Annotated in this window: 16 protein-coding genes, 2 tRNA genes, 3 rRNA genes and 1 pseudogene; 17 read left to right on the top strand and 5 right to left on the bottom strand. The window is 51.7% G+C overall.

The genetic code is table 11. From position 1 onward, the window contains the following. Window positions 1–2: 2 nt before the first annotated feature. Together tatC and tatD are read left to right on the top strand one after the other, a co-directional pair. Window positions 3–779 (top strand): Sec-independent protein translocase subunit TatC, encoded by a 777-nt coding sequence (tatC, locus tag HGD79_RS15160; RefSeq protein ID WP_000109943.1) that lies wholly within the window; start codon window positions 3–5, stop codon window positions 777–779. Between the two features lie 41 nt (window positions 780–820). Next, on the top strand, window positions 821–1,603 hold the full coding sequence (tatD, locus tag HGD79_RS15155; protein WP_001296978.1) for a 3'-5' ssDNA/RNA exonuclease TatD: 783 nt from the start codon (window positions 821–823) through the stop codon (window positions 1,601–1,603). Here the strand turns inward: tatD and rfaH are convergent. After that, window positions 1,600–2,088, bottom strand: a complete 489-nt coding sequence (rfaH, locus tag HGD79_RS15150) for a transcription/translation regulatory transformer protein RfaH (protein ID WP_001192396.1) — start codon at window positions 2,086–2,088, stop codon at window positions 1,600–1,602. The genes tatD and rfaH overlap by 4 nt on opposite strands. 166 nt (window positions 2,089–2,254) lie before the next feature. Between rfaH and ubiD the strand changes: the two genes are divergently transcribed. Then, complete coding sequence (ubiD, locus tag HGD79_RS15145) at window positions 2,255–3,748, top strand: 4-hydroxy-3-polyprenylbenzoate decarboxylase (RefSeq protein WP_115177387.1); 1,494 nt, start codon at window positions 2,255–2,257, stop codon at window positions 3,746–3,748. A 45-nt stretch (window positions 3,749–3,793) separates the two neighbouring features. Beyond that, window positions 3,794–4,495 (top strand): NAD(P)H-flavin reductase, encoded by a 702-nt coding sequence (gene fre / locus HGD79_RS15140; RefSeq protein ID WP_000209826.1) that lies wholly within the window; start codon window positions 3,794–3,796, stop codon window positions 4,493–4,495. A 191-nt stretch (window positions 4,496–4,686) separates the two neighbouring features. Here fre and fadA read toward each other — a convergent pair whose 3' ends face one another. Next, a complete protein-coding gene (gene fadA / locus HGD79_RS15135; RefSeq protein WP_000438743.1) occupies window positions 4,687–5,850 on the bottom strand; it encodes an acetyl-CoA C-acyltransferase FadA in 1,164 nt (387 codons plus the stop codon). A gap of 9 nt (window positions 5,851–5,859) precedes the next feature. Beyond that, entirely contained in the window at window positions 5,860–8,049 is a 2,190-nt protein-coding gene (fadB, locus tag HGD79_RS15130; protein WP_000965894.1) for a fatty acid oxidation complex subunit alpha FadB, read from the bottom strand. A gap of 189 nt (window positions 8,050–8,238) precedes the next feature. On the opposite strand from fadB, the gene pepQ reads away from it, so the two are divergent. The 9 genes and pseudogenes from pepQ (at window position 8,239) to rrf (ending at window position 17,711) form a co-directional block, all read left to right on the top strand. Beyond that, on the top strand, window positions 8,239–9,570 hold the full coding sequence (gene pepQ / locus HGD79_RS15125) for a Xaa-Pro dipeptidase (protein WP_000444561.1): 1,332 nt from the start codon (window positions 8,239–8,241) through the stop codon (window positions 9,568–9,570). After that, a pseudogene (locus tag HGD79_RS15120) lies at window positions 9,570–10,184 on the top strand (IMPACT family protein). The gene pepQ and the pseudogene HGD79_RS15120 overlap by 1 nt, the downstream one beginning before the upstream one ends. Window positions 10,185–10,222: 38 nt before the next feature. Continuing rightward, window positions 10,223–11,674 (top strand): Trk system potassium transporter TrkH, encoded by a 1,452-nt coding sequence (trkH, locus tag HGD79_RS15115; protein WP_000545677.1) that lies wholly within the window; start codon window positions 10,223–10,225, stop codon window positions 11,672–11,674. 11 nt (window positions 11,675–11,685) lie between these two features. Continuing rightward, window positions 11,686–12,231, top strand: coding sequence for a menaquinone-dependent protoporphyrinogen IX dehydrogenase (gene hemG / locus HGD79_RS15110; RefSeq protein WP_000853969.1), 546 nt, complete (start codon window positions 11,686–11,688; stop codon window positions 12,229–12,231). A gap of 375 nt (window positions 12,232–12,606) precedes the next feature. After that, window positions 12,607–14,148: ribosomal RNA gene (locus HGD79_RS15105) — 16S ribosomal RNA — on the top strand. A 68-nt stretch (window positions 14,149–14,216) separates the two neighbouring features. After that, window positions 14,217–14,293 (top strand) — tRNA-Ile (locus HGD79_RS15100). A gap of 42 nt (window positions 14,294–14,335) precedes the next feature. Then, a tRNA-Ala gene (locus tag HGD79_RS15095) sits at window positions 14,336–14,411 on the top strand. 183 nt (window positions 14,412–14,594) lie between these two features. Next, window positions 14,595–17,500: ribosomal RNA gene (locus HGD79_RS15090) — 23S ribosomal RNA — on the top strand. A 95-nt stretch (window positions 17,501–17,595) separates the two neighbouring features. Next, window positions 17,596–17,711: ribosomal RNA gene (gene rrf, locus HGD79_RS15085) — 5S ribosomal RNA — on the top strand. Together the 16S, 23S and 5S rRNA genes with 2 tRNA genes alongside form the textbook arrangement of a ribosomal RNA operon. Before the next feature lie 104 nt (window positions 17,712–17,815). Here the strand turns inward: rrf and mobB are convergent. Continuing rightward, complete coding sequence (gene mobB / locus HGD79_RS15080; RefSeq protein WP_000907641.1) at window positions 17,816–18,343, bottom strand: molybdopterin-guanine dinucleotide biosynthesis protein MobB; 528 nt, start codon at window positions 18,341–18,343, stop codon at window positions 17,816–17,818. Continuing rightward, entirely contained in the window at window positions 18,325–18,909 is a 585-nt protein-coding gene (gene mobA / locus HGD79_RS15075; protein ID WP_001052174.1) for a molybdenum cofactor guanylyltransferase MobA, read from the bottom strand. Before mobA ends, mobB begins: the two co-directional genes overlap by 19 nt. 69 nt (window positions 18,910–18,978) lie before the next feature. Between mobA and HGD79_RS15070 the strand changes: the two genes are divergently transcribed. The 4 genes from HGD79_RS15070 to HGD79_RS15055 all read left to right on the top strand — a co-directional run bounded on the left by HGD79_RS15070 (window position 18,979) and on the right by HGD79_RS15055 (window position 22,539). Beyond that, window positions 18,979–19,248 (top strand): YihD family protein, encoded by a 270-nt coding sequence (locus HGD79_RS15070; RefSeq protein WP_001295263.1) that lies wholly within the window; start codon window positions 18,979–18,981, stop codon window positions 19,246–19,248. 76 nt (window positions 19,249–19,324) lie between these two features. Continuing rightward, window positions 19,325–20,311: a stress response kinase SrkA gene (gene srkA / locus HGD79_RS15065; protein ID WP_001065520.1), complete on the top strand. Its 987-nt coding sequence runs from the start codon at window positions 19,325–19,327 to the stop codon at window positions 20,309–20,311. Between the two features lie 16 nt (window positions 20,312–20,327). Continuing rightward, window positions 20,328–20,954 carry a thiol:disulfide interchange protein DsbA gene (gene dsbA / locus HGD79_RS15060; protein ID WP_000725337.1) on the top strand — a complete coding sequence of 209 codons (627 nt, stop codon included), beginning with the start codon at window positions 20,328–20,330 and terminating at the stop codon, window positions 20,952–20,954. A gap of 154 nt (window positions 20,955–21,108) precedes the next feature. Next, window positions 21,109–22,539, top strand: a complete 1,431-nt coding sequence (locus tag HGD79_RS15055) for a YdgA family protein (RefSeq protein WP_096147578.1) — start codon at window positions 21,109–21,111, stop codon at window positions 22,537–22,539. Window positions 22,540–22,578: the final 39 nt, after the last annotated feature.

Genomic DNA, 22,578 nt, shown 5'->3' with positions numbered 1-22,578 from the left:
ACATGTCTGTAGAAGATACTCAACCGCTTATCACGCATCTAATTGAGCTGCGTAAGCGTCTGCTGAACTGCATTATCGCGGTGATCGTGATATTCCTGTGTCTGGTCTATTTCGCCAATGACATCTATCACCTGGTATCCGCGCCATTGATCAAGCAGTTGCCGCAAGGTTCAACGATGATCGCCACCGACGTGGCCTCGCCGTTCTTTACGCCGATCAAGCTGACCTTTATGGTGTCGCTGATTCTGTCAGCGCCGGTGATTCTCTATCAGGTGTGGGCATTTATCGCCCCAGCGCTGTATAAGCATGAACGTCGCCTGGTGGTGCCGCTGCTGGTTTCCAGCTCTCTGCTGTTTTATATCGGCATGGCGTTCGCCTACTTTGTGGTCTTTCCGCTGGCATTTGGCTTCCTTGCCAATACCGCGCCGGAAGGGGTACAGGTATCCACCGACATCGCCAGCTATTTAAGCTTCGTTATGGCGTTGTTTATGGCGTTTGGTGTCTCCTTTGAAGTGCCTGTGGCAATTGTGCTGCTGTGCTGGATGGGGATTACCTCGCCAGAAGACTTACGCAAAAAACGCCCGTATGTGCTGGTTGGTGCATTCGTTGTCGGGATGCTGCTGACACCGCCGGATGTCTTCTCGCAAACGCTGTTGGCGATCCCGATGTACTGTCTGTTTGAAATCGGTGTCTTCTTCTCACGCTTTTACGTTGGTAAAGGGCGAAATCGGGAAGAGGAAAACGACGCTGAAGCAGAAAGCGAAAAAACTGAAGAATAAATTCAACCGCCCGTCAGGGCGGTTGTCATATGGAGTACAGGATGTTTGATATCGGCGTTAATTTGACCAGTTCGCAATTTGCGAAAGACCGTGATGATGTTGTAGCGCGCGCTTTTGACGCGGGAGTTAATGGGCTACTCATCACCGGCACTAACCTGCGTGAAAGCCAGCAGGCGCAAAAGCTGGCGCGTCAGTATTCGTCCTGTTGGTCAACGGCGGGCGTACATCCTCACGACAGCAGCCAGTGGCAAGCTGCGACTGAAGAAGCGATTATTGAGCTGGCCGCGCAGCCAGAAGTGGTGGCGATTGGTGAATGTGGTCTCGACTTTAACCGCAACTTTTCGACGCCGGAAGAGCAGGAACGCGCTTTTGTTGCCCAGCTACGCATTGCCGCAGATTTAAACATGCCGGTATTTATGCACTGTCGCGATGCCCACGAGCGGTTTATGACATTGCTGGAGCCGTGGCTGGATAAACTGCCTGGTGCGGTTCTTCATTGCTTTACCGGCACACGCGAAGAGATGCAGGCGTGCGTGGCGCGTGGAATTTATATCGGCATTACCGGTTGGGTTTGCGATGAACGACGCGGGCTGGAGCTGCGGGAATTGTTGCCGTTGATTCCGGCGGAGAAATTGCTGATCGAAACTGATGCGCCGTATCTGCTCCCGCGCGATCTCACGCCAAAGCCATCATCCCGGCGCAACGAGCCAGCCCATCTGCCCCATATTTTGCAACGTATTGCGCACTGGCGTGGAGAAGATGCCGCATGGCTGGCTGCCACCACGGATGCCAATGTCAAAACACTGTTTGGGATTGCGTTTTAGAGTTTGCGGAACTCGGTGTTCTTCACACTGTGCTTAATCTCTTTATTAATAAGATTAAGCAATAGCATGGAGCGAGCCTCACCATCGGGTTCGGTGAAAATGGCCTGAAAGCCTTCGAACGCGCCTTCGGTAATAATCACCTTATCACCCGGATAAGGGGTTGCCGGATCGACAATGTCTTTCGGTTTATATACCGATAGCTGATGAATCACCGCCGATGGGACTATCGCTGGCGACGCGCCAAAGCGCACGAAGTGGCTGACACCGCGGGTCGCGTTGATAGTCGTGGTATGAATCACTTCTGGATCAAATTCGACAAACAGGTAGTTGGGAAACAATGGCTCACTGACTGCAGTACGTTTTCCACGCACGATTTTTTCCAGGGTGATCATCGGTGCCAGGCAATTCACAGCCTGTCTTTCGAGGTGTTCCTGGGCACGTTGAAGTTGCCCGCGCTTGCAGTACAGTAAATACCAGGATTGCATAATGACTCTTATCCGTTTAATCGGGGCGCAAGGATAGCAAAAGCTTTACGCTAAGTTAATTATATTCCCCGGTTTGCGTTATACCGTCAGAGTTCACGCTAATTTAACAAATTTACAGCATCGCAAAGATGAACGCCGTATAATGGGCGTAGATTAAGAGGCTACAATGGACGCCATGAAATATAACGATTTACGCGACTTCCTGACACTGCTTGAACAGCAGGGTGAGCTAAAACGTATCACGCTCCCGGTGGATCCGCATCTGGAAATCACTGAAATTGCTGACCGCACTTTGCGTGCCGGTGGGCCTGCGCTGTTGTTCGAAAACCCTAAAGGCTACTCAATGCCGGTGCTGTGCAACCTGTTCGGTACGCCAAAGCGCGTGGCAATGGGCATGGGGCAGGAAGATGTTTCGGCGCTACGTGAAGTTGGTAAATTATTGGCGTTTCTGAAAGAGCCGGAGCCGCCAAAAGGTTTCCGCGACCTGTTTGATAAACTGCCGCAGTTTAAGCAAGTATTGAACATGCCGACAAAGCGGCTGCGTGGTGCGCCCTGCCAACAAAAAATCGTCTCTGGCGATGACGTCGATCTCAATCGCATTCCCATTATGACCTGCTGGCCGGAAGATGCCGCGCCGCTGATTACCTGGGGGCTGACAGTGACGCGCGGCCCGCATAAAGAGCGGCAGAATCTGGGCATTTATCGCCAGCAGCTGATTGGTAAAAACAAACTGATTATGCGCTGGCTGTCGCATCGCGGCGGCGCGCTGGATTATCAGGAGTGGTGTGCGGCGCATCCGGGCGAACGTTTCCCGGTTTCTGTGGCGCTGGGTGCCGATCCCGCCACGATTCTCGGTGCAGTCACCCCCGTTCCGGATACACTTTCAGAGTATGCGTTTGCCGGATTGCTGCGCGGTACCAAGACCGAAGTGGTGAAGTGTATCTCCAATGACCTTGAAGTGCCCGCCAGTGCGGAGATTGTGCTGGAAGGGTATATCGAACAAGGTGAAACGGCGCTGGAAGGGCCGTATGGCGACCACACCGGTTACTATAACGAAGTCGATAGTTTCCCTGTCTTTACTGTGACGCATATTACCCAGCGTGAAGATGCGATTTACCATTCCACCTATACCGGGCGTCCGCCTGATGAACCTGCGGTACTGGGCGTGGCGTTGAACGAAGTGTTTGTGCCGATTCTGCAAAAACAGTTCCCGGAAATTGTCGATTTTTACCTGCCACCGGAAGGCTGTTCTTATCGTCTGGCGGTAGTGACGATCAAAAAACAGTACGCCGGACACGCGAAGCGCGTCATGATGGGCGTCTGGTCGTTCTTACGCCAGTTTATGTACACTAAATTTGTGATCGTTTGCGATGATGACGTCAACGCACGCGACTGGAACGATGTGATTTGGGCGATTACCACCCGTATGGACCCGGCGCGGGATACTGTTCTGGTAGAAAATACGCCTATTGATTATCTGGATTTTGCCTCGCCTGTCTCCGGGCTGGGTTCAAAAATGGGGCTGGATGCCACGAATAAATGGCCGGGGGAAACCCAGCGTGAATGGGGACGTCCCATCAAAAAAGATCCAGATGTTGTCGCGCATATTGACGCCATCTGGGATGAACTGGCTATTTTTAACAACGGTAAAAGCGCCTGATGCGCGTTTGTTTTGCCCTATTTATCGATCCGACAGAGAAAGCGCATGACAACCTTAAGCTGTAAAGTGACCTCGGTAGAAGCTATCACGGATACCGTATATCGTGTCCGCATCGTGCCAGATGCGGCCTTTTCTTTTCGCGCTGGTCAGTATTTGATGGTAGTGATGGATGAGCGCGACAAACGTCCGTTCTCAATGGCTTCGACGCCGGATGAAAAAGGGTTTATCGAGCTGCATATTGGCGCTTCTGAAATCAACCTTTACGCGAAAGCAGTCATGGACCGCATCCTCAAAGATCATCAAATCGTGGTCGATATTCCCCACGGAGAAGCGTGGCTGCGCGATGATGAAGAGCGTCCGATGATTTTGATTGCGGGCGGCACCGGGTTCTCTTATGCCCGCTCGATTTTGCTGACAGCGTTGGCGCGTAACCCAAACCGTGATATCACCATTTACTGGGGCGGGCGTGAAGAGCAGCATCTGTATGATCTCTGCGAGCTTGAGGCGCTTTCGTTGAAGCATCCTGGTCTGCAAGTGGTGCCGGTGGTTGAACAACCGGAAGCGGGCTGGCGTGGGCGTACTGGCACCGTGTTAACGGCGGTATTGCAGGATCACGGTACGCTGGCAGAGCATGATATCTATATTGCCGGACGTTTTGAGATGGCGAAAATTGCCCGCGATCTGTTTTGCAGTGAGCGTAATGCGCGGGAAGATCGCCTGTTTGGCGATGCGTTTGCATTTATCTGAGATATAAAAAAACCCGCCCCTGACAGGCGGGAAGAACGGCAACTAAAACTTTATTCAGTGGCATTTAGATCTATGTCGCATCCGGCATTCGGCACACGATGCCTGATGCGACGCTGGCGCGTCTTATCAGGCCTACATTGGTGCCGGATCGGTAGACCGGATAAGGCGTTCACGCCGCATCCGGCAAGTGGTTAAACCCGCTCAAACACCGTCGCAATACCCTGACCCAGACCGATACACATCGTCGCCAGACCAAACTGGACGTCTTTGCGCTCCATCAGATTTAGCAGCGTGGTGCTGATACGCGCACCGGAACAGCCCAGCGGATGACCCAGCGCGATCGCGCCACCGTTGAGGTTGATCTTCTCGTCAATCTGCTCCATTAGCCCCAGATCTTTAATACATGGCAGGATCTGCGCGGCAAAGGCTTCATTCATTTCAAACACGCCGATATCACTGACAGAAAGCCCCGCTTTTTTCAGCGCCAGCTTCGAGGCCGGAACCGGGCCGTAACCCATAATCGATGGGTCACAACCAACGACCGCCATCGAACGCACGCGGGCGCGCGGCTTAAGACCTAATTCATGGGCGCGGCTTTCACTCATCACCAGCATGGCAGCTGCGCCATCGGAAAGCGCAGAAGATGTACCCGCCGTTACCGTACCGCTTACTGGATCAAACGCCGGACGCAGCGTGGCGAGGGCTTCCACGGTGGTTTCCGGGCGAATCACTTCGTCGTAATTAAACTGCTTCAGGACGCCGTCGGCATCGTGACCACCGGTCGGGATAATTTCATTTTTAAATGCACCCGACTGCGTGGCGGCCCAGGCGCGGGCGTGTGACCGCGCGGCAAAGGCATCCTGCATTTCACGGCTGATACCGTGCATACGCGCCAGCATTTCTGCCGTTAAGCCCATCATGCCCGCCGCTTTGGCGACATTGCGGCTCAGGCCGGGGTGAAAATCGACGCCGTGGCTCATTGGCACATGGCCCATATGCTCCACGCCGCCGACAAGACATGCCTGCGCATCGCCAGTCATGATCATTCGTGCTGCGTCATGCAATGCCTGCATGGATGAACCACACAAGCGATTGACGGTCACCGCCGGGACAGAGTGTGGTACTTCTGCCAGCAGCGCCGCGTTACGGGCGATATTAAAACCCTGCTCCAGCGTCTGCTGCACACAACCCCAGTAAATATCGTCGAGGGCCGCCGCTTCCAGCGCCGGGTTACGCGCCAGCAGGCTACGCATTAAATGAGCGGAGAGATCTTCTGCACGCACGTTACGAAAAGCACCGCCCTTCGAACGGCCCATCGGGGTGCGAATTGCATCGACAATGACAACCTGTTCCATTGTGACTCCTTAAGCCGTTTTCAGGTCGCCAACCGGACGGGCTGGCTCAACCGGAGGATAGTACGGTTCGTTATGACGCGCTTTATTACGCAGACCTTCCGGCACTTCATACAGCGGGCCGAGGTGCTGATATTGCTGTGCCATATCGAGGTATTTTGCGCTACCGAGGGTGTCCAGCCAGCGGAACGCGCCGCCGTGGAACGGAGGGAAGCCCAGGCCGTAGACCAGCGCCATATCCGCTTCCGCCGGAGTGGCGATAATGCCTTCCTCCAGACAGCGCACCACTTCGTTGACCATCGGGATCATCATGCGGGCGATAATCTCTTCTTCGCTGAAATCGCGCTTCGGCTGGCTCACTTCTGCCAGCAGGTCTTCAACGGCGGCGTCTTCTTCTTTCTTCGGCTTACCTTTGCTGTCTTCTTTATAACGCCAGAAACCGAGGCCGTTCTTCTGACCAAAGCGGTTGGCATCAAACAGCGCGTCGATGGCATCGCGGTAATCTTTCTGCATCCGCTGCGGGAAGCCTGCTGCCATGACAGCCTGAGCGTGATGCGCGGTATCAATGCCCACGACATCCAGCAGATATGCCGGACCCATAGGCCAGCCAAACTGTTTTTCCATCACTTTGTCGATCTTGCGGAAATCCGCGCCGTCGCGCAGCAGCTGGCTGAAACCGGCGAAATACGGGAACAGCACGCGGTTAACAAAGAAGCCGGGGCAGTCGTTAACCACAATCGGCGTCTTGCCCATCTTGCTCGCCCAGGCGACAACTTTCGCGATGGTTTCGTCGGAGCTTTTCTCGCCGCGAATAATTTCTACCAACGGCATCCGGTGTACCGGGTTAAAAAAGTGCATTCCGCAGAAGTTTTCCGGGCGTTCCAGCGCGTTGGCCAGTTCGCTGATAGGAATGGTTGAAGTGTTAGACGCCAGCACGGTATCCGGGCGTACTTTTTGTTCGGTTTCTGCCAGTACGGCTTTTTTCACTTTCGGGTTTTCGACAACCGCTTCTACCACAACATCCACGCGGTCAAACCCGGCGTAGTCGAGCGTTGGGTGGATTGTGGAGATCACGCCAGCCAGTTTCAGACCATCGATCTTGCCGCGCTCAAGCTGCTTGTTCAGCAGTTTCGCGGCTTCGGTCATGCCGAGGGTTAACGACTTGTCGTTGATATCTTTCATGACAACCGGCACGCCTTTCCACGCAGACTGGTAAGCGATGCCGCCGCCCATAATGCCTGCACCCAGCACCGCGGCCTGTTTCGGGGTTTCAACGTCTTTGGTGAGTTTCTTCGCTTTGCCTTTTACATATTGATCGTTAAGGAAAATGCCGACCAGTGCGCGGGCTTCGTTGGTATGCGCCAGCGGGACAAAACTTTTGTTTTCCAGGTTTAAGGCTTCTTCACGACCAAAACGGGCCGCAGCTTCAATGGTTTTTACTGCGGTGATGGGGGCCGGATAATGTTTCCCCGCTGTTTGTGCGACCATCCCTTTAGCGATGGTGAAGCTCATGGTGGCTTCAATCTTGCTCAGTTTTAGTGGTTCCAGCTTCGGCTGACGTTTTGCTTTCCAGTCGAGGTCGCCGTTAATGGCCTGGCGTAAAACCGCCTTTGCGCCTTCAACCAGTTTTTCTGCTTTGACTACGCCATCCACCAGACCGATTTTCAGCGCCTGATCCGCGCCGACATCTTTACCGGCGGCAATGATTTCCAGCGCACTGTCAGCGCCCAGCATACGTGGCATACGTACAGAACCGCCAAAGCCCGGCATGATGCCCAGTTTGGTTTCCGGCAGACCGATGCGCAGATCCGGCGTCGCCAGACGATAATCGGTCGCCAGCACGCATTCGCAGCCACCGCCCAGCGCATAGCCGTTGGCGGCAGCAATGGTCGGCACCGGCAGATCTTCCAGGCGATTAAACACGCTATTGGCAAAGTGCAGCCACTGACTTAACTGTTCTTCAGGAACGAGGAACAGGGACAAAAATTCGGTGATATCAGCACCGACGATAAAGGCTGCTTTGTTCGAACGCAGCAGCAGCCCTTTTAGATCTGATTGCTGTTCCAGCACGCCGATGGCCTCGCCGAGGCTGGCGACGGTCGCAGTGTCGAGTTTATTAACTGAACCTGGGGCATCAAATACCAGTTCGGCAATGCCATCTTCCAGCCAGTCAAGGTACAGGGTGTCGCCTTTGTAAAGCATGTCAGTCTCCTGAATCCGCAAGGTGATCTGGTCGTACCAGATGAGTCGAAGTGTGTATTTTGTGTTAAAAATATGCAAATAAAAGATTAAAGAAATGCCGATCTGATCACGCTCGGCAGAAATCACGCTCTGGATGAACGATGTGCTAAGATGCGGAGACTTAAGGTCAAAAAAACAGAAGGGTAAAAAATGGAATCACTGGCCTCACTCTATAAAAATCATATAGCTACCTTACAGGAACGGACTCGCGATGCGCTGGCGCGCTTCAAGCTGGATGCGTTACTTATTCACTCCGGCGAACTGTTCAACGTTTTTCTCGACGATCATCCCTATCCGTTTAAAGTGAACCCGCAATTCAAAGCGTGGGTGCCGGTAACTCAGGTGCCAAACTGCTGGCTGCTGGTGGATGGCGTGAACAAGCCGAAACTGTGGTTCTATCTGCCGGTTGATTACTGGCACAACGTCGAACCGCTGCCGACCTCTTTCTGGACTGAAGACGTGGAAGTGATCGCGCTGCCGAAAGCCGATGGCATTGGTAGCCTGCTGCCTGCTGCGCGCGGGAATATCGGTTATATCGGTCCGGTGCCGGAACGTGCGCTGCAACTGGGTATTGAGGCCAGCAATATCAACCCGAAAGGGGTGATCGACTACCTGCATTACTACCGCTCCTTCAAAACCGAGTACGAACTGGCCTGTATGCGTGAAGCGCAGAAAATGGCGGTCAACGGTCATCGCGCGGCAGAAGAAGCGTTCCGTTCTGGCATGAGCGAGTTCGATATCAACATTGCCTATCTGACCGCGACCGGTCATCGTGATACCGACGTACCTTACAGCAACATTGTGGCGCTCAACGAACACGCTGCGGTGTTGCATTACACCAAACTGGACCACCAGGCACCGGAAGAGATGCGCAGCTTCCTGCTGGATGCCGGGGCCGAATATAACGGCTATGCGGCTGACCTGACCCGTACCTGGTCGGCAAAAAGTGACAACGACTACGCACAGCTGGTGAAAGACGTAAATGATGAACAACTGGCGCTGATCGCTACCATGAAAGCAGGCGTCAGCTATGTGGATTACCACATCCAGTTCCATCAGCGCATCGCCAAACTGCTGCGTAAACATCAAATCATCACCGATATGAGTGAAGAAGCGATGGTCGAAAACGATCTCACCGGACCGTTTATGCCGCACGGTATTGGCCATCCGCTGGGCCTGCAGGTGCATGACGTAGCCGGTTTTATGCAGGATGATAGCGGTACGCACCTCGCGGCACCGGCAAAATATCCGTACCTGCGCTGCACCCGTATTCTCCAGCCGGGCATGGTGTTAACCATCGAACCGGGTATCTACTTCATTGAATCGCTGCTGGCACCGTGGCGTGAAGGGCAGTTCAGCAAGCACTTCAACTGGCAGAAAATTGAAGCACTGAAACCGTTCGGCGGCATTCGTATCGAAGACAACGTGGTGATCCACGAAAACAACGTGGAAAACATGACCCGGGATCTGAAACTGGCGTGATGGAAAGCTGGTTAATTCCTGCGGCACCGGTCACGGTCGTTGAAGAGATCAAAAAAAGCCGCTTCATAACGATGTTGGCGCATACCGATGGCGTTGAGGCGGCGAAAGCGTTTGTTGAATCGGTGCGGGCAGAACACCCCGATGCCCGCCACCATTGCGTGGCGTGGGTGGCGGGTGCGCCGGATGATTCTCAACAGCTGGGTTTCTCTGACGACGGGGAGCCGGCGGGAACGGCAGGTAAACCGATGCTCGCCCAGCTAATGGGCAGCGGCGTCGGGGAAATTACCGCTGTGGTAGTGCGCTACTACGGCGGCATATTGCTTGGCACCGGTGGGTTAGTGAAAGCGTATGGCGGCGGCGTGAATCAGGCGCTGCGCCAGCTAACGACCCAACGCAAGACGCCATTAACCGAATATACTTTGTAATGTGAATATAGTCAGTTAACCGGCATTGAAGCGTTGCTGGGGCAGTGTGACGGCAAAATTATCAACAGTGATTATCAGGCATTCGTTCTGCTGCGGGTGGCGCTTCCGGCGGCGAAAGTGGCTGAATTTTCCGCAAAGCTGGCGGATTTTAGCCGTGGTTCATTGCAATTGTTAGCGATTGAAGAATAATCCCCACTTCGTTTTGCAGAACTAAGGAAGCGGCAGAGATGCATTTTCGCGCCATTACCCGAATCGTTGGACTACTGGTCATCTTATTTTCAGGGACCATGATTATCCCTGGGCTGGTAGCACTCATCTACCGGGATGGAGCGGGCCGCGCTTTTACCCAGACCTTTTTTGTCGCCCTCGCCATTGGCTCTATGCTGTGGTGGCCGAACCGCAAAGAGAAGGGCGAACTGAAATCCCGTGAGGGGTTTCTGATAGTGGTGCTGTTTTGGACCGTGCTGGGTAGCGTCGGTGCGCTCCCTTTTATCTTCTCGGAAAGCCCGAACCTCACGATTACCGATGCGTTTTTTGAATCTTTCTCTGGCCTGACCACCACCGGGGCCACTACGCTGGTGGGGCTGGATTCGCTCCCTCATGCCATCCTCTTTTATCGCCAGATGCTGCAATGGTTTGGCGGGATGGGGATCATCGTGTTAGCGGTTGCGATACTGCCTATCCTCGGCGTGGGTGGGATGCAGCTCTATCGCGCAGAAATGCCCGGCCCGCTGAAAGATAACAAAATGCGCCCGCGAATTGCGGAAACGGCGAAAACCCTGTGGTTGATTTATGTCTTGCTGACCGTCGCCTGTGCGCTGGCGTTGTGGTTTGCCGGAATGGATGCCTTTGATGCCATCGGCCATAGCTTTGCGACTATCGCTATTGGCGGCTTCTCGACACATGATGCCAGTATCGGTTATTTCGACAGCCCGACTATTAACACTATCATTGCTATCTTCCTGCTGATCTCCGGCTGTAACTACGGTCTGCACTTTTCACTGTTAAGTGGGCGTAGTCTGAAGGTTTATTGGCGCGATCCGGAATTTCGCATGTTTATCGGCGTACAGTTTACGCTGGTGGTTATTTGTACACTCGTACTGTGGTTTCATAATGTCTACAGTTCGGCGCTGATGACAATTAACCAGGCGTTTTTCCAGGTGGTATCGATGGCGACAACCGCCGGGTTTACGACTGACAGCATTGCCCGCTGGCCGCTCTTTTTGCCGGTACTGCTTTTATGTTCAGCTTTTATCGGCGGTTGCGCCGGGTCAACGGGCGGTGGCCTGAAAGTGATCCGCATCCTGCTGCTGTTTAAGCAGGGGAACCGTGAGCTGAAACGACTGGTGCATCCGAACGCCGTCTATAGCATTAAGCTGGGGAATCGCGCACTGCCGGAACGTATCCTCGAAGCCGTTTGGGGATTTTTCTCCGCCTATGCATTGGTGTTTATTGTCAGTATGCTGGCGATTATCGCCACGGGCGTGGATGACTTTTCTGCCTTTGCCTCAGTTGTTGCGACATTGAATAACCTGGGGCCAGGGCTTGGCGTGGTTGCTGATAACTTTACCAGTATGAACCCGGTGGCTAAATGGATCCTGATTGCCAACATGCTGTTTGGTCGTCTCGAGGTCTTTACATTGCTGGTGCTCTTTACCCCGACTTTCTGGCGTGAATGATGGAGTAATACGTGAAAACATTAATTCTTTTCTCAACAAGGGACGGACAAACGCGCGAGATTGCCTCCTACCTGGCTTCGGAACTGAAAGAACTGGGGATCCAGACGGATGTCGCCAATGTGCACCGCATTGAAGAACCACAATGGGAAAATTATGACCGTGTGGTCATTGGTGCTTCTATTCGCTATGGTCACTACCACTCTGCGTTCCAGGAATTTGTCAAAAAACATGCGACGCGACTGAATTCGATGCCGAGCGCCTTTTATTCCGTAAACCTGGTGGCGCGCAAACCGGAGAAGCGTACTCCACAGACCAACAGCTACGCGCGGAAGTTTCTGATGAACTCGCAATGGCGTCCCGATCACTGCGCGGTCATTGCCGGGGCGCTGCGTTACCCACGTTATCGCTGGTACGATCGTTTTATGATCAAGCTAATTATGAAGATGTCAGGCGGTGAAACGGATACGCGCAAAGAAGTTGTCTATACCGATTGGGAGCAGGTGGCGAATTTCGCCCGAGAAATCGCCCATTTAACCGACAAACCGACGCTGAAATAAGCATAAAGAATAAAAAATGCGCGGTCAGAAAATTATTTTAAATTTCCTCTTGTCAGGCCGGAATAACTCCCTATAATGCGCCACCACTGACACGGAACAACGGCAAACACGCCGCCGGGTCAGCGGGGTTCTCCTGAGAATCTCAACAGAGAAAAGTAAAAAATGCTTGACTCTGTAGCGGGAAAGCGTATTATGCACACCCCGCGCCGCTGAGAAAAAGCGAAGCGGCACTGCTCTTTAACAATTTATCAGACAATCTGTGTGGGCACTCGAAGATACGGATTCTTAACGTCGCAAGACGAAAAATGAATACCAAGTCTCAAGAGTGAACACGTAATTCATTACGAAGTTTAATTCTTTGAGCATCAAACTTTTAAATTGAAGAGTTTGATCATGGCTCAGATTGAACGCTGGCGGCAGGCCTAACACATGCAAGTCGAACGGTAACAGGAAACAGCTTGCTGTTTCGCTGACGAGTGGCGGACGGGTGAGTAATGTCTGGGAAACTGCCTGATGGAGGGGGATAACTACTGGAAACGGTAGCTAATACCGCATAACGTCGCAAGACCAAAGAGGGGGACCTTCGGGCCTCTTGCCATCGGATGTGCCCAGATGGGATTAGCTTGTTGGTGGGGTAACGGCTCACCAAGGCGACGATCCCTAGCTGGTCTGAGAGGATGACCAGCCACACTGGAACTGAGACACGGTCCAGACTCCTACGGGAGGCAGCAGTGGGGAATATTGCACAATGGGCGCAAGCCTGATGCAGCCATGCCGCGTGTATGAAGAAGGCCTTCGGGTTGTAAAGTACTTTCAGCGGGGAGGAAGGGAGTAAAGTTAATACCTTTGCTCATTGACGTTACCCGCAGAAGAAGCACCGGCTAACTCCGTGCCAGCAGCCGCGGTAATACGGAGGGTGCAAGCGTTAATCGGAATTACTGGGCGTAAAGCGCACGCAGGCGGTTTGTTAAGTCAGATGTGAAATCCCCGGGCTCAACCTGGGAACTGCATCTGATACTGGCAAGCTTGAGTCTCGTAGAGGGGGGTAGAATTCCAGGTGTAGCGGTGAAATGCGTAGAGATCTGGAGGAATACCGGTGGCGAAGGCGGCCCCCTGGACGAAGACTGACGCTCAGGTGCGAAAGCGTGGGGAGCAAACAGGATTAGATACCCTGGTAGTCCACGCCGTAAACGATGTCGACTTGGAGGTTGTGCCCTTGAGGCGTGGCTTCCGGAGCTAACGCGTTAAGTCGACCGCCTGGGGAGTACGGCCGCAAGGTTAAAACTCAAATGAATTGACGGGGGCCCGCACAAGCGGTGGAGCATGTGGTTTAATTCGATGCAACGCGAAGAACCTTACCTGGTCTTGACATCCACGGAAGTTTTCAGAGATGAGAATGTGCCTTCGGGAACCGTGAGACAGGTGCTGCATGGCTGTCGTCAGCTCGTGTTGTGAAATGTTGGGTTAAGTCCCGCAACGAGCGCAACCCTTATCCTTTGTTGCCAGCGGTCCGGCCGGGAACTCAAAGGAGACTGCCAGTGATAAACTGGAGGAAGGTGGGGATGACGTCAAGTCATCATGGCCCTTACGACCAGGGCTACACACGTGCTACAATGGCGCATACAAAGAGAAGCGACCTCGCGAGAGCAAGCGGACCTCATAAAGTGCGTCGTAGTCCGGATTGGAGTCTGCAACTCGACTCCATGAAGTCGGAATCGCTAGTAATCGTGGATCAGAATGCCACGGTGAATACGTTCCCGGGCCTTGTACACACCGCCCGTCACACCATGGGAGTGGGTTGCAAAAGAAGTAGGTAGCTTAACCTTCGGGAGGGCGCTTACCACTTTGTGATTCATGACTGGGGTGAAGTCGTAACAAGGTAACCGTAGGGGAACCTGCGGTTGGATCACCTCCTTACCTTAAAGAACTGTGCTTTGCAGTGCTCACACAGATTGTCTGATGAAAATGAGCAGTAAAACCTCTACAGGCTTGTAGCTCAGGTGGTTAGAGCGCACCCCTGATAAGGGTGAGGTCGGTGGTTCAAGTCCACTCAGGCCTACCAAATTTGCACGGCAAATTTGAAGAGGTTTTAACTACATGTTATGGGGCTATAGCTCAGCTGGGAGAGCGCCTGCTTTGCACGCAGGAGGTCTGCGGTTCGATCCCGCATAGCTCCACCATCTCTGTAGTGATTAAATAAAAAATACTTCAGAGTGTACCTGCAAAGGTTCACTGCGAAGTTTTGCTCTTTAAAAATCTGGATCAAGCTGAAAATTGAAACACTGAACAACGAGAGTTGTTCGTGAGTCTCTCAAATTTTCGCAACACGATGATGAATCGAAAGAAACATCTTCGGGTTGTGAGGTTAAGCGACTAAGCGTACACGGTGGATGCCCTGGCAGTCAGAGGCGATGAAGGACGTGCTAATCTGCGATAAGCGTCGGTAAGGTGATATGAACCGTTATAACCGGCGATTTCCGAATGGGGAAACCCAGTGTGTTTCGACACACTATCATTAACTGAATCCATAGGTTAATGAGGCGAACCGGGGGAACTGAAACATCTAAGTACCCCGAGGAAAAGAAATCAACCGAGATTCCCCCAGTAGCGGCGAGCGAACGGGGAGCAGCCCAGAGCCTGAATCAGTGTGTGTGTTAGTGGAAGCGTCTGGAAAGGCGCGCGATACAGGGTGACAGCCCCGTACACAAAAATGCACATGCTGTGAGCTCGATGAGTAGGGCGGGACACGTGGTATCCTGTCTGAATATGGGGGGACCATCCTCCAAGGCTAAATACTCCTGACTGACCGATAGTGAACCAGTACCGTGAGGGAAAGGCGAAAAGAACCCCGGCGAGGGGAGTGAAAAAGAACCTGAAACCGTGTACGTACAAGCAGTGGGAGCACAGAGCAATCTGTGTGACTGCGTACCTTTTGTATAATGGGTCAGCGACTTATATTCTGTAGCAAGGTTAACCGAATAGGGGAGCCGAAGGGAAACCGAGTCTTAACTGGGCGTTAAGTTGCAGGGTATAGACCCGAAACCCGGTGATCTAGCCATGGGCAGGTTGAAGGTTGGGTAACACTAACTGGAGGACCGAACCGACTAATGTTGAAAAATTAGCGGATGACTTGTGGCTGGGGGTGAAAGGCCAATCAAACCGGGAGATAGCTGGTTCTCCCCGAAAGCTATTTAGGTAGCGCCTCGTGAATTCATCTCCGGGGGTAGAGCACTGTTTCGGCAAGGGGGTCATCCCGACTTACCAACCCGATGCAAACTGCGAATACCGGAGAATGTTATCACGGGAGACACACGGCGGGTGCTAACGTCCGTCGTGAAGAGGGAAACAACCCAGACCGCCAGCTAAGGTCCCAAAGTCATGGTTAAGTGGGAAACGATGTGGGAAGGCCCAGACAGCCAGGATGTTGGCTTAGAAGCAGCCATCATTTAAAGAAAGCGTAATAGCTCACTGGTCGAGTCGGCCTGCGCGGAAGATGTAACGGGGCTAAACCATGCACCGAAGCTGCGGCAGCGACGCTTATGCGTTGTTGGGTAGGGGAGCGTTCTGTAAGCCTGTGAAGGTGTACTGTGAGGTATGCTGGAGGTATCAGAAGTGCGAATGCTGACATAAGTAACGATAAAGCGGGTGAAAAGCCCGCTCGCCGGAAGACCAAGGGTTCCTGTCCAACGTTAATCGGGGCAGGGTGAGTCGACCCCTAAGGCGAGGCCGAAAGGCGTAGTCGATGGGAAACAGGTTAATATTCCTGTACTTGGTGTTACTGCGAAGGGGGGACGGAGAAGGCTATGTTGGCCGGGCGACGGTTGTCCCGGTTTAAGCGTGTAGGCTGGTTTTCCAGGCAAATCCGGAAAATCAAGGCTGAGGCGTGATGACGAGGCACTACGGTGCTGAAGCAACAAATGCCCTGCTTCCAGGAAAAGCCTCTAAGCATCAGGTAACATCAAATCGTACCCCAAACCGACACAGGTGGTCAGGTAGAGAATACCAAGGCGCTTGAGAGAACTCGGGTGAAGGAACTAGGCAAAATGGTGCCGTAACTTCGGGAGAAGGCACGCTGATATGTAGGTGAAGTCCCTCGCGGATGGAGCTGAAATCAGTCGAAGATACCAGCTGGCTGCAACTGTTTATTAAAAACACAGCACTGTGCAAACACGAAAGTGGACGTATACGGTGTGACGCCTGCCCGGTGCCGGAAGGTTAATTGATGGGGTCAGCGCAAGCGAAGCTCTTGATCGAAGCCCCGGTAAACGGCGGCCGTAACTATAACGGTCCTAAGGTAGCGAAATTCCTTGTCGGGTAAGTTCCGACCTGCACGAATGGCGTAATGATGGCCAGGCTGTCTCCACCCGAGACTCAGTGAAATTGAACTCGCTGTGAAGATGCAGTGTACCCGCGGCAAGACGGAAAGACCCCGTGAACCTTTACTATAGCTTGACACTGAACATTGAGCCTTGATGTGTAGGATAGGTGGGAGGCTTTGAAGTGTGGACGCCAGTCTGCATGGAGCCGACCTTGAAATACCACCCTTTAATGTTTGATGTTCTAACGTGGACCCGTGATCCGGGTTGCGGACAGTGTCTGGTGGGTAGTTTGACTGGGGCGGTCTCCTCCTAAAGAGTAACGGAGGAGCACGAAGGTTGGCTAATCCTGGTCGGACATCAGGAGGTTAGTGCAATGGCATAAGCCAGCTTGACTGCGAGCGTGACGGCGCGAGCAGGTGCGAAAGCAGGTCATAGTGATCCGGTGGTTCTGAATGGAAGGGCCATCGCTCAACGGATAAAAGGTACTCCGGGGATAACAGGCTGATACCGCCCAAGAGTTCATATCGACGGCGGTGTTTGGCACCTCGATGTCGGCTCATCACATCCTGGGGCTGAAGTAGGTCCCAAGGGTATGGCTGTTCGCCATTTAAAGTGGTACGCGAGCTGGGTTTAGAACGTCGTGAGACAGTTCGGTCCCTATCTGCCGTGGGCGCTGGAGAACTGAGGGGGGCTGCTCCTAGTACGAGAGGACCGGAGTGGACGCATCACTGGTGTTCGGGTTGTCATGCCAATGGCACTGCCCGGTAGCTAAATGCGGAAGAGATAAGTGCTGAAAGCATCTAAGCACGAAACTTGCCCCGAGATGAGTTCTCCCTGACTCCTTGAGAGTCCTGAAGGAACGTTGAAGACGACGACGTTGATAGGCCGGGTGTGTAAGCGCAGCGATGCGTTGAGCTAACCGGTACTAATGAACCGTGAGGCTTAACCTTACAACGCCGAAGCTGTTTTGGCGGATGAGAGAAAGATTTTCAGCCTGATACAGATTAAATCAGAACGCAGAAGCGGTCTGATAAAACAGAATTTGCCTGGCGGCCGTAGCGCGGTGGTCCCACCTGACCCCATGCCGAACTCAGAAGTGAAACGCCGTAGCGCCGATGGTAGTGTGGGGTCTCCCCATGCGAGAGTAGGGAACTGCCAGGCATCAAATTAAGCAGAAGGCCCAGTCGGAAGACTGGGCCTTTTTGCGCTGGTGCAGAAAAAGGTCGGATGCGACACTGGCTGCGTCTGATCCAGCCTACTCTTGCTTATCCGTTCTGCTTTTGCATCCACTCCACCACAAAATCAGCCAGCCCCTCAACATCATTAATATCCAGTAATGCGACATCAAGATTAAGCGGCACATCACTGGCTACAGCAATAACATGCCTGTCTATCACTAATTCTTCAGGTCGATGTCCGGCTCCATCGCGAAACAGCACAATCTTTGCGATCTCTTCATGCTTAAACCCTTCGACCAGAATCAAATCCAGCTTTGAGGTATCCATTCGACTTGCGAGAAACTGTAGATCCAGCTCTTCTTCGTCTGGTGTTTCCGTCATCAAGGCCCATCGTTGCTGGCTGGCAACGATGGTTTGTGCCGCGCCAGCCTTGCGCAGCTCATAGCTATCTTTGCCTGGCTTATCAACATCCATATCATGGTGCGTATGCTTAATCAGCCCTGGACGGATCCCTCTGGCGCATAATGCCGGGATCAGTTGTTTCAAAAGCGTAGTTTTTCCGGTACCACTCCACGCGGCAAAGGCGAGTAACGGTATCATCGTTTTTCCTGCCATCGGGCAAGCTCCTCTGGCGTATTCACGTTAATAAATGCATCTTTATTATCGCTGAAATCAACCGCATGACCGCCAGCCAGACGCATAAATGCCATTACCCGGCGTTCTCCTGCTTGCAGATATTCCAGTAATAAAGGCTCAATTGCGCGGTTTACCAGAGCAATAGTCGGGTGATCGCGTTCACCGTCGTGGACCCACACGACAGGCGCATCTTTGCGCTGATGATTAAGCCGGGCTGCTAAATCCTCGGGAATATAAGGAGTATCGCACGGACAAAACAAAAACCACTCGCCTGCTTCCTGCTGCATTACTGAAAGCATTCCTGCCAGAGGGCCTGGGTAATCCGCCAGTGAATCTTCAATCACTTTCAGACCGCTTGCCTGATAGATTTCCTGATGGCGATTGGCATTAACCACGACGTGAGAGAGCTGCGTCATAAGCGCGTCAGCGACATGTTGCCATAATGGTTTGCCGTTTAATTCAAGCAATCCTTTATCTACGCCGCCCATTCGTCTGGCTTTACCGCCTGCCAGCACAACGCCTGTTATCGTCGTCATCAGATTCACCGATATCGCCTCTTTTATTGTGGGATTGACCCTGCTAACGTGTCTGTCTCAAGAGTAAGGAGCATTACTATGAAATGTAAACGTCTGAATGAAGTTATTGAACTCCTCCAGCCAGCCTGGCAAAAAGAGCCAGACCTTAACCTGTTGCAATTTTTGCAGAAACTGGCGAAAGAGTCAGGTTTTGACGGCGAACTGGCGGATTTGACGGATGACATTCTGATCTATCACCTGAAAATGCGTGATTCCGCGAAAGATGCGGTGATCCCGGGTTTGCAGAAAGATTATGAAGAAGACTTCAAAACGGCGCTGTTACGCGCTCGCGGCGTAATTAAAGAGTAAAAGCTTGTAAGCGGTGCCACCAAAATCATCGTGAAATGATATCCTTCATCATTCGTAATGTTTTCCGGATGATGGGATGAACAACAGCGCTTTTACTTTCCAGACACTACACCCGGATACCATCATGGATGCTCTATTTGAGCAAGGGATCCGGGTGGATTCCGGTCTTACCCCGCTTAACAGCTATGAAAACCGTGTCTATCAATTTCAGGACGAAGATCGTCGACGTTTTGTCGTCAAATTTTATCGCCCTGAACGTTGGACAGCCGATCAAATCCTCGAAGAACATCAATTTGCGTTGCAGTTGGTAAATGATGAAGTTCCGGTCGCAGCACCTGTGGCCTTTAACGGTCAGACTTTATTGAATCATCAGGGATTTTATTTCGCTGTTTTTCCAAGCGTCGGTGGTCGCCAGTTCGAAGCTGATAATATCGATCAGATGGAAGCGGTTGGGCGTTATTTAGGGCGTATGCACCAGACGGGGCGCAAACAGCTTTTTATCCATCGCCCGACCATCGGTCTGAATGAATATCTCATTGAGCCACGCAAGCTGTTTGAGGACGCTACACTGATGCCTTCCGGGTTGAAAGCGGCATTCCTGAAAGCGACAGATGAGCTGATCGCCGCCGTTACAGCACACTGGCGGGAAGACTTCACCGTTCTGCGGCTACATGGAGACTGCCACGCCGGGAATATTCTCTGGCGCGATGGTCCAATGTTTGTTGATCTGGATGATGCACGTAATGGTCCAGCTATTCAGGATTTGTGGATGTTGCTCAATGGCGATAAAGCCGAGCAGCGGATGCAACTGGAAACTATTATTGAAGCTTATGAAGAATTTAGCGAGTTCGACACCGCTGAAATCGGACTGATTGAACCTTTACGCGCCATGCGTTTGGTTTATTATCTTGCCTGGCTAATGCGGCGTTGGGCTGATCCCGCGTTCCCGAAAAATTTCCCGTGGTTAACCGGGGAAGATTACTGGCTGCGACAAACGGCGACTTTTATAGAACAGGCAAAAGTTCTACAAGAACCCCCTTTACAATTAACACCTATGTATTAATCGGAGAGAGTAGATCATGAAAAAGATTTGGCTGGCGCTGGCTGGTTTAGTTTTAGCGTTTAGCGCATCGGCGGCGCAGTATGAAGATGGTAAACAGTACACTACCCTGGAAAAACCGGTAGCTGGCGCGCCGCAAGTGCTGGAGTTTTTCTCTTTCTTCTGTCCGCACTGCTATCAGTTTGAAGAAGTTCTGCATATTTCTGATAATGTGAAGAAAAAACTGCCGGAAGGCGTGAAGATGACTAAATACCACGTCAACTTCATGGGTGGTGACCTGGGCAAAGATCTGACTCAGGCATGGGCTGTGGCGATGGCGCTGGGCGTGGAAGACAAAGTCACTGTTCCGCTGTTTGAAGGCGTACAGAAAACCCAGACCATTCGTTCAGCATCTGATATCCGCGATGTATTTATCAACGCAGGTATTAAAGGTGAAGAGTACGACGCGGCGTGGAACAGCTTCGTGGTCAAATCTCTGGTCGCTCAGCAGGAAAAAGCTGCAGCTGACGTGCAATTGCGTGGCGTTCCGGCGATGTTTGTTAACGGTAAATATCAGCTGAATCCGCAGGGTATGGATACCAGCAATATGGATGTTTTTGTTCAGCAGTATGCTGATACAGTGAAATATCTGTCCGAGAAAAAATAATTCAATGTAAATTACATAAGGCCCGTGAATATTCACGGGCTTTTTTTATTATTTAATAAATATAAATACATTCTGATAATGCGTCCTGCCGATGGACATTATTTCAGCATAAGCGGATATTTAAAGTTTTGCTGTTTTATCAGGGAATATTTATATGATACATAAGTCAGCTACAGGTGTTATTGTTGCGTTAGCCGTAATCTGGGGTGGTGGCACATGGTACACAGGTACGCAAATTCAGCCTGGTGTCGAAAAGTTTATTAAAGATTTTAACGATGCGAAAAAGAAAGGTGAACATGCCTACGATATGACGTTAAGTTATAAAAACTTTGACAAAGGCTTTTTTAATTCCCGTTTTCAAATGCAAATGACATTCGATAACGGTGCACCCGATCTCAATATCAAGCCAGGCCAGAAAGTTGTATTTGATGTGGATGTTGAGCACGGTCCGTTGCCCATCACAATGTTAATGCATGGTAATGTCATCCCAGCACTGGCAGCGGCAAAAGTGAACTTAGTGAATAATGAACTGACACAACCGCTATTTATCGCCGCGAAAAATAAATCGCCCGTGGAAGCGACATTGCGATTCGCGTTTGGTGGCTCATTCTCTACGACATTAGATGTTGCCCCTGCAGAGTATGGAAAGTTTTCTTTTGGTGAGGGCCAGTTTACTTTTAATGGTGATGGTAGTTCATTGTCTAACCTGGATATTGAAGGCAAAGTCGAAGATATTGTTCTGCAATTATCACCAATGAACAAAGTAACGGCAAAAAGTTTTACCATTGATTCTCTGGCGCGATTAGAAGAAAAGAAATTTCCGGTTGGTGAAAGCGAGTCGAAATTTAATCAGATTAACATTATCAATCACGGGGAAGACGTTGCCCAAATCGATGCTTTCGTTGCAAAAACCAGGCTGGATCGCGTTAAAGACAAAGATTATATCAATGTCAATCTCACCTACGAACTTGATAAGTTAACAAAAGGGAATCAGCAACTCGGTAGTGGTGAGTGGTCATTGATTGCTGAATCTATTGATCCCTCAGCAGTGCGCCAATTTATCATCCAGTATAACATTGCGATGCAGAAGCAGCTTGCTGCACACCCTGAGTTAGCAAACGATGAAGTTGCTCTGCAAGAAGTGAATGCTGCATTGTTCAAAGAGTATTTACCGTTATTACAAAAAAGTGAGCCGACCATTAAACAACCGGTAAGATGGAAGAACGCACTCGGCGAACTAAATGCCAATCTGGATATCAGTATTGCCGACCCAGCCAACTCTTCATCATCCACAAACAAAGATATCAAATCGCTCAATTTTGATGTGAAGTTACCGCTTAATGTCGTCACAGAAACCGCAAAACAGCTTAATTTATCTGAAGGAATGGATGCGGAAAAAGCGCAAAAGCAGGCTGATAAACAAATCAGCGGGATGATGACATTAGGTCAGATGTTTCAGTTAATCACGATTGACAACAATACCGCCTCGCTGCAGCTGCGTTATACACCGGGTAAAGTTGTTTTTAACGGACAGGAGATGAGCGAAGAAGAATTTATGTCTCGTGCCGGACGTTTTGTTCATTAAAATACTCACTCGCCTCTGCTCATTCAGAGGCGAGTAAAA

The sequence above is a fragment of the Escherichia sp. SCLE84 genome, assembly GCF_012584495.1.
In the GTDB taxonomy this organism is placed as follows: domain Bacteria; phylum Pseudomonadota; class Gammaproteobacteria; order Enterobacterales; family Enterobacteriaceae; genus ECMA0423.
This window is presented reverse-complemented; position numbering and strand designations above follow the sequence as displayed.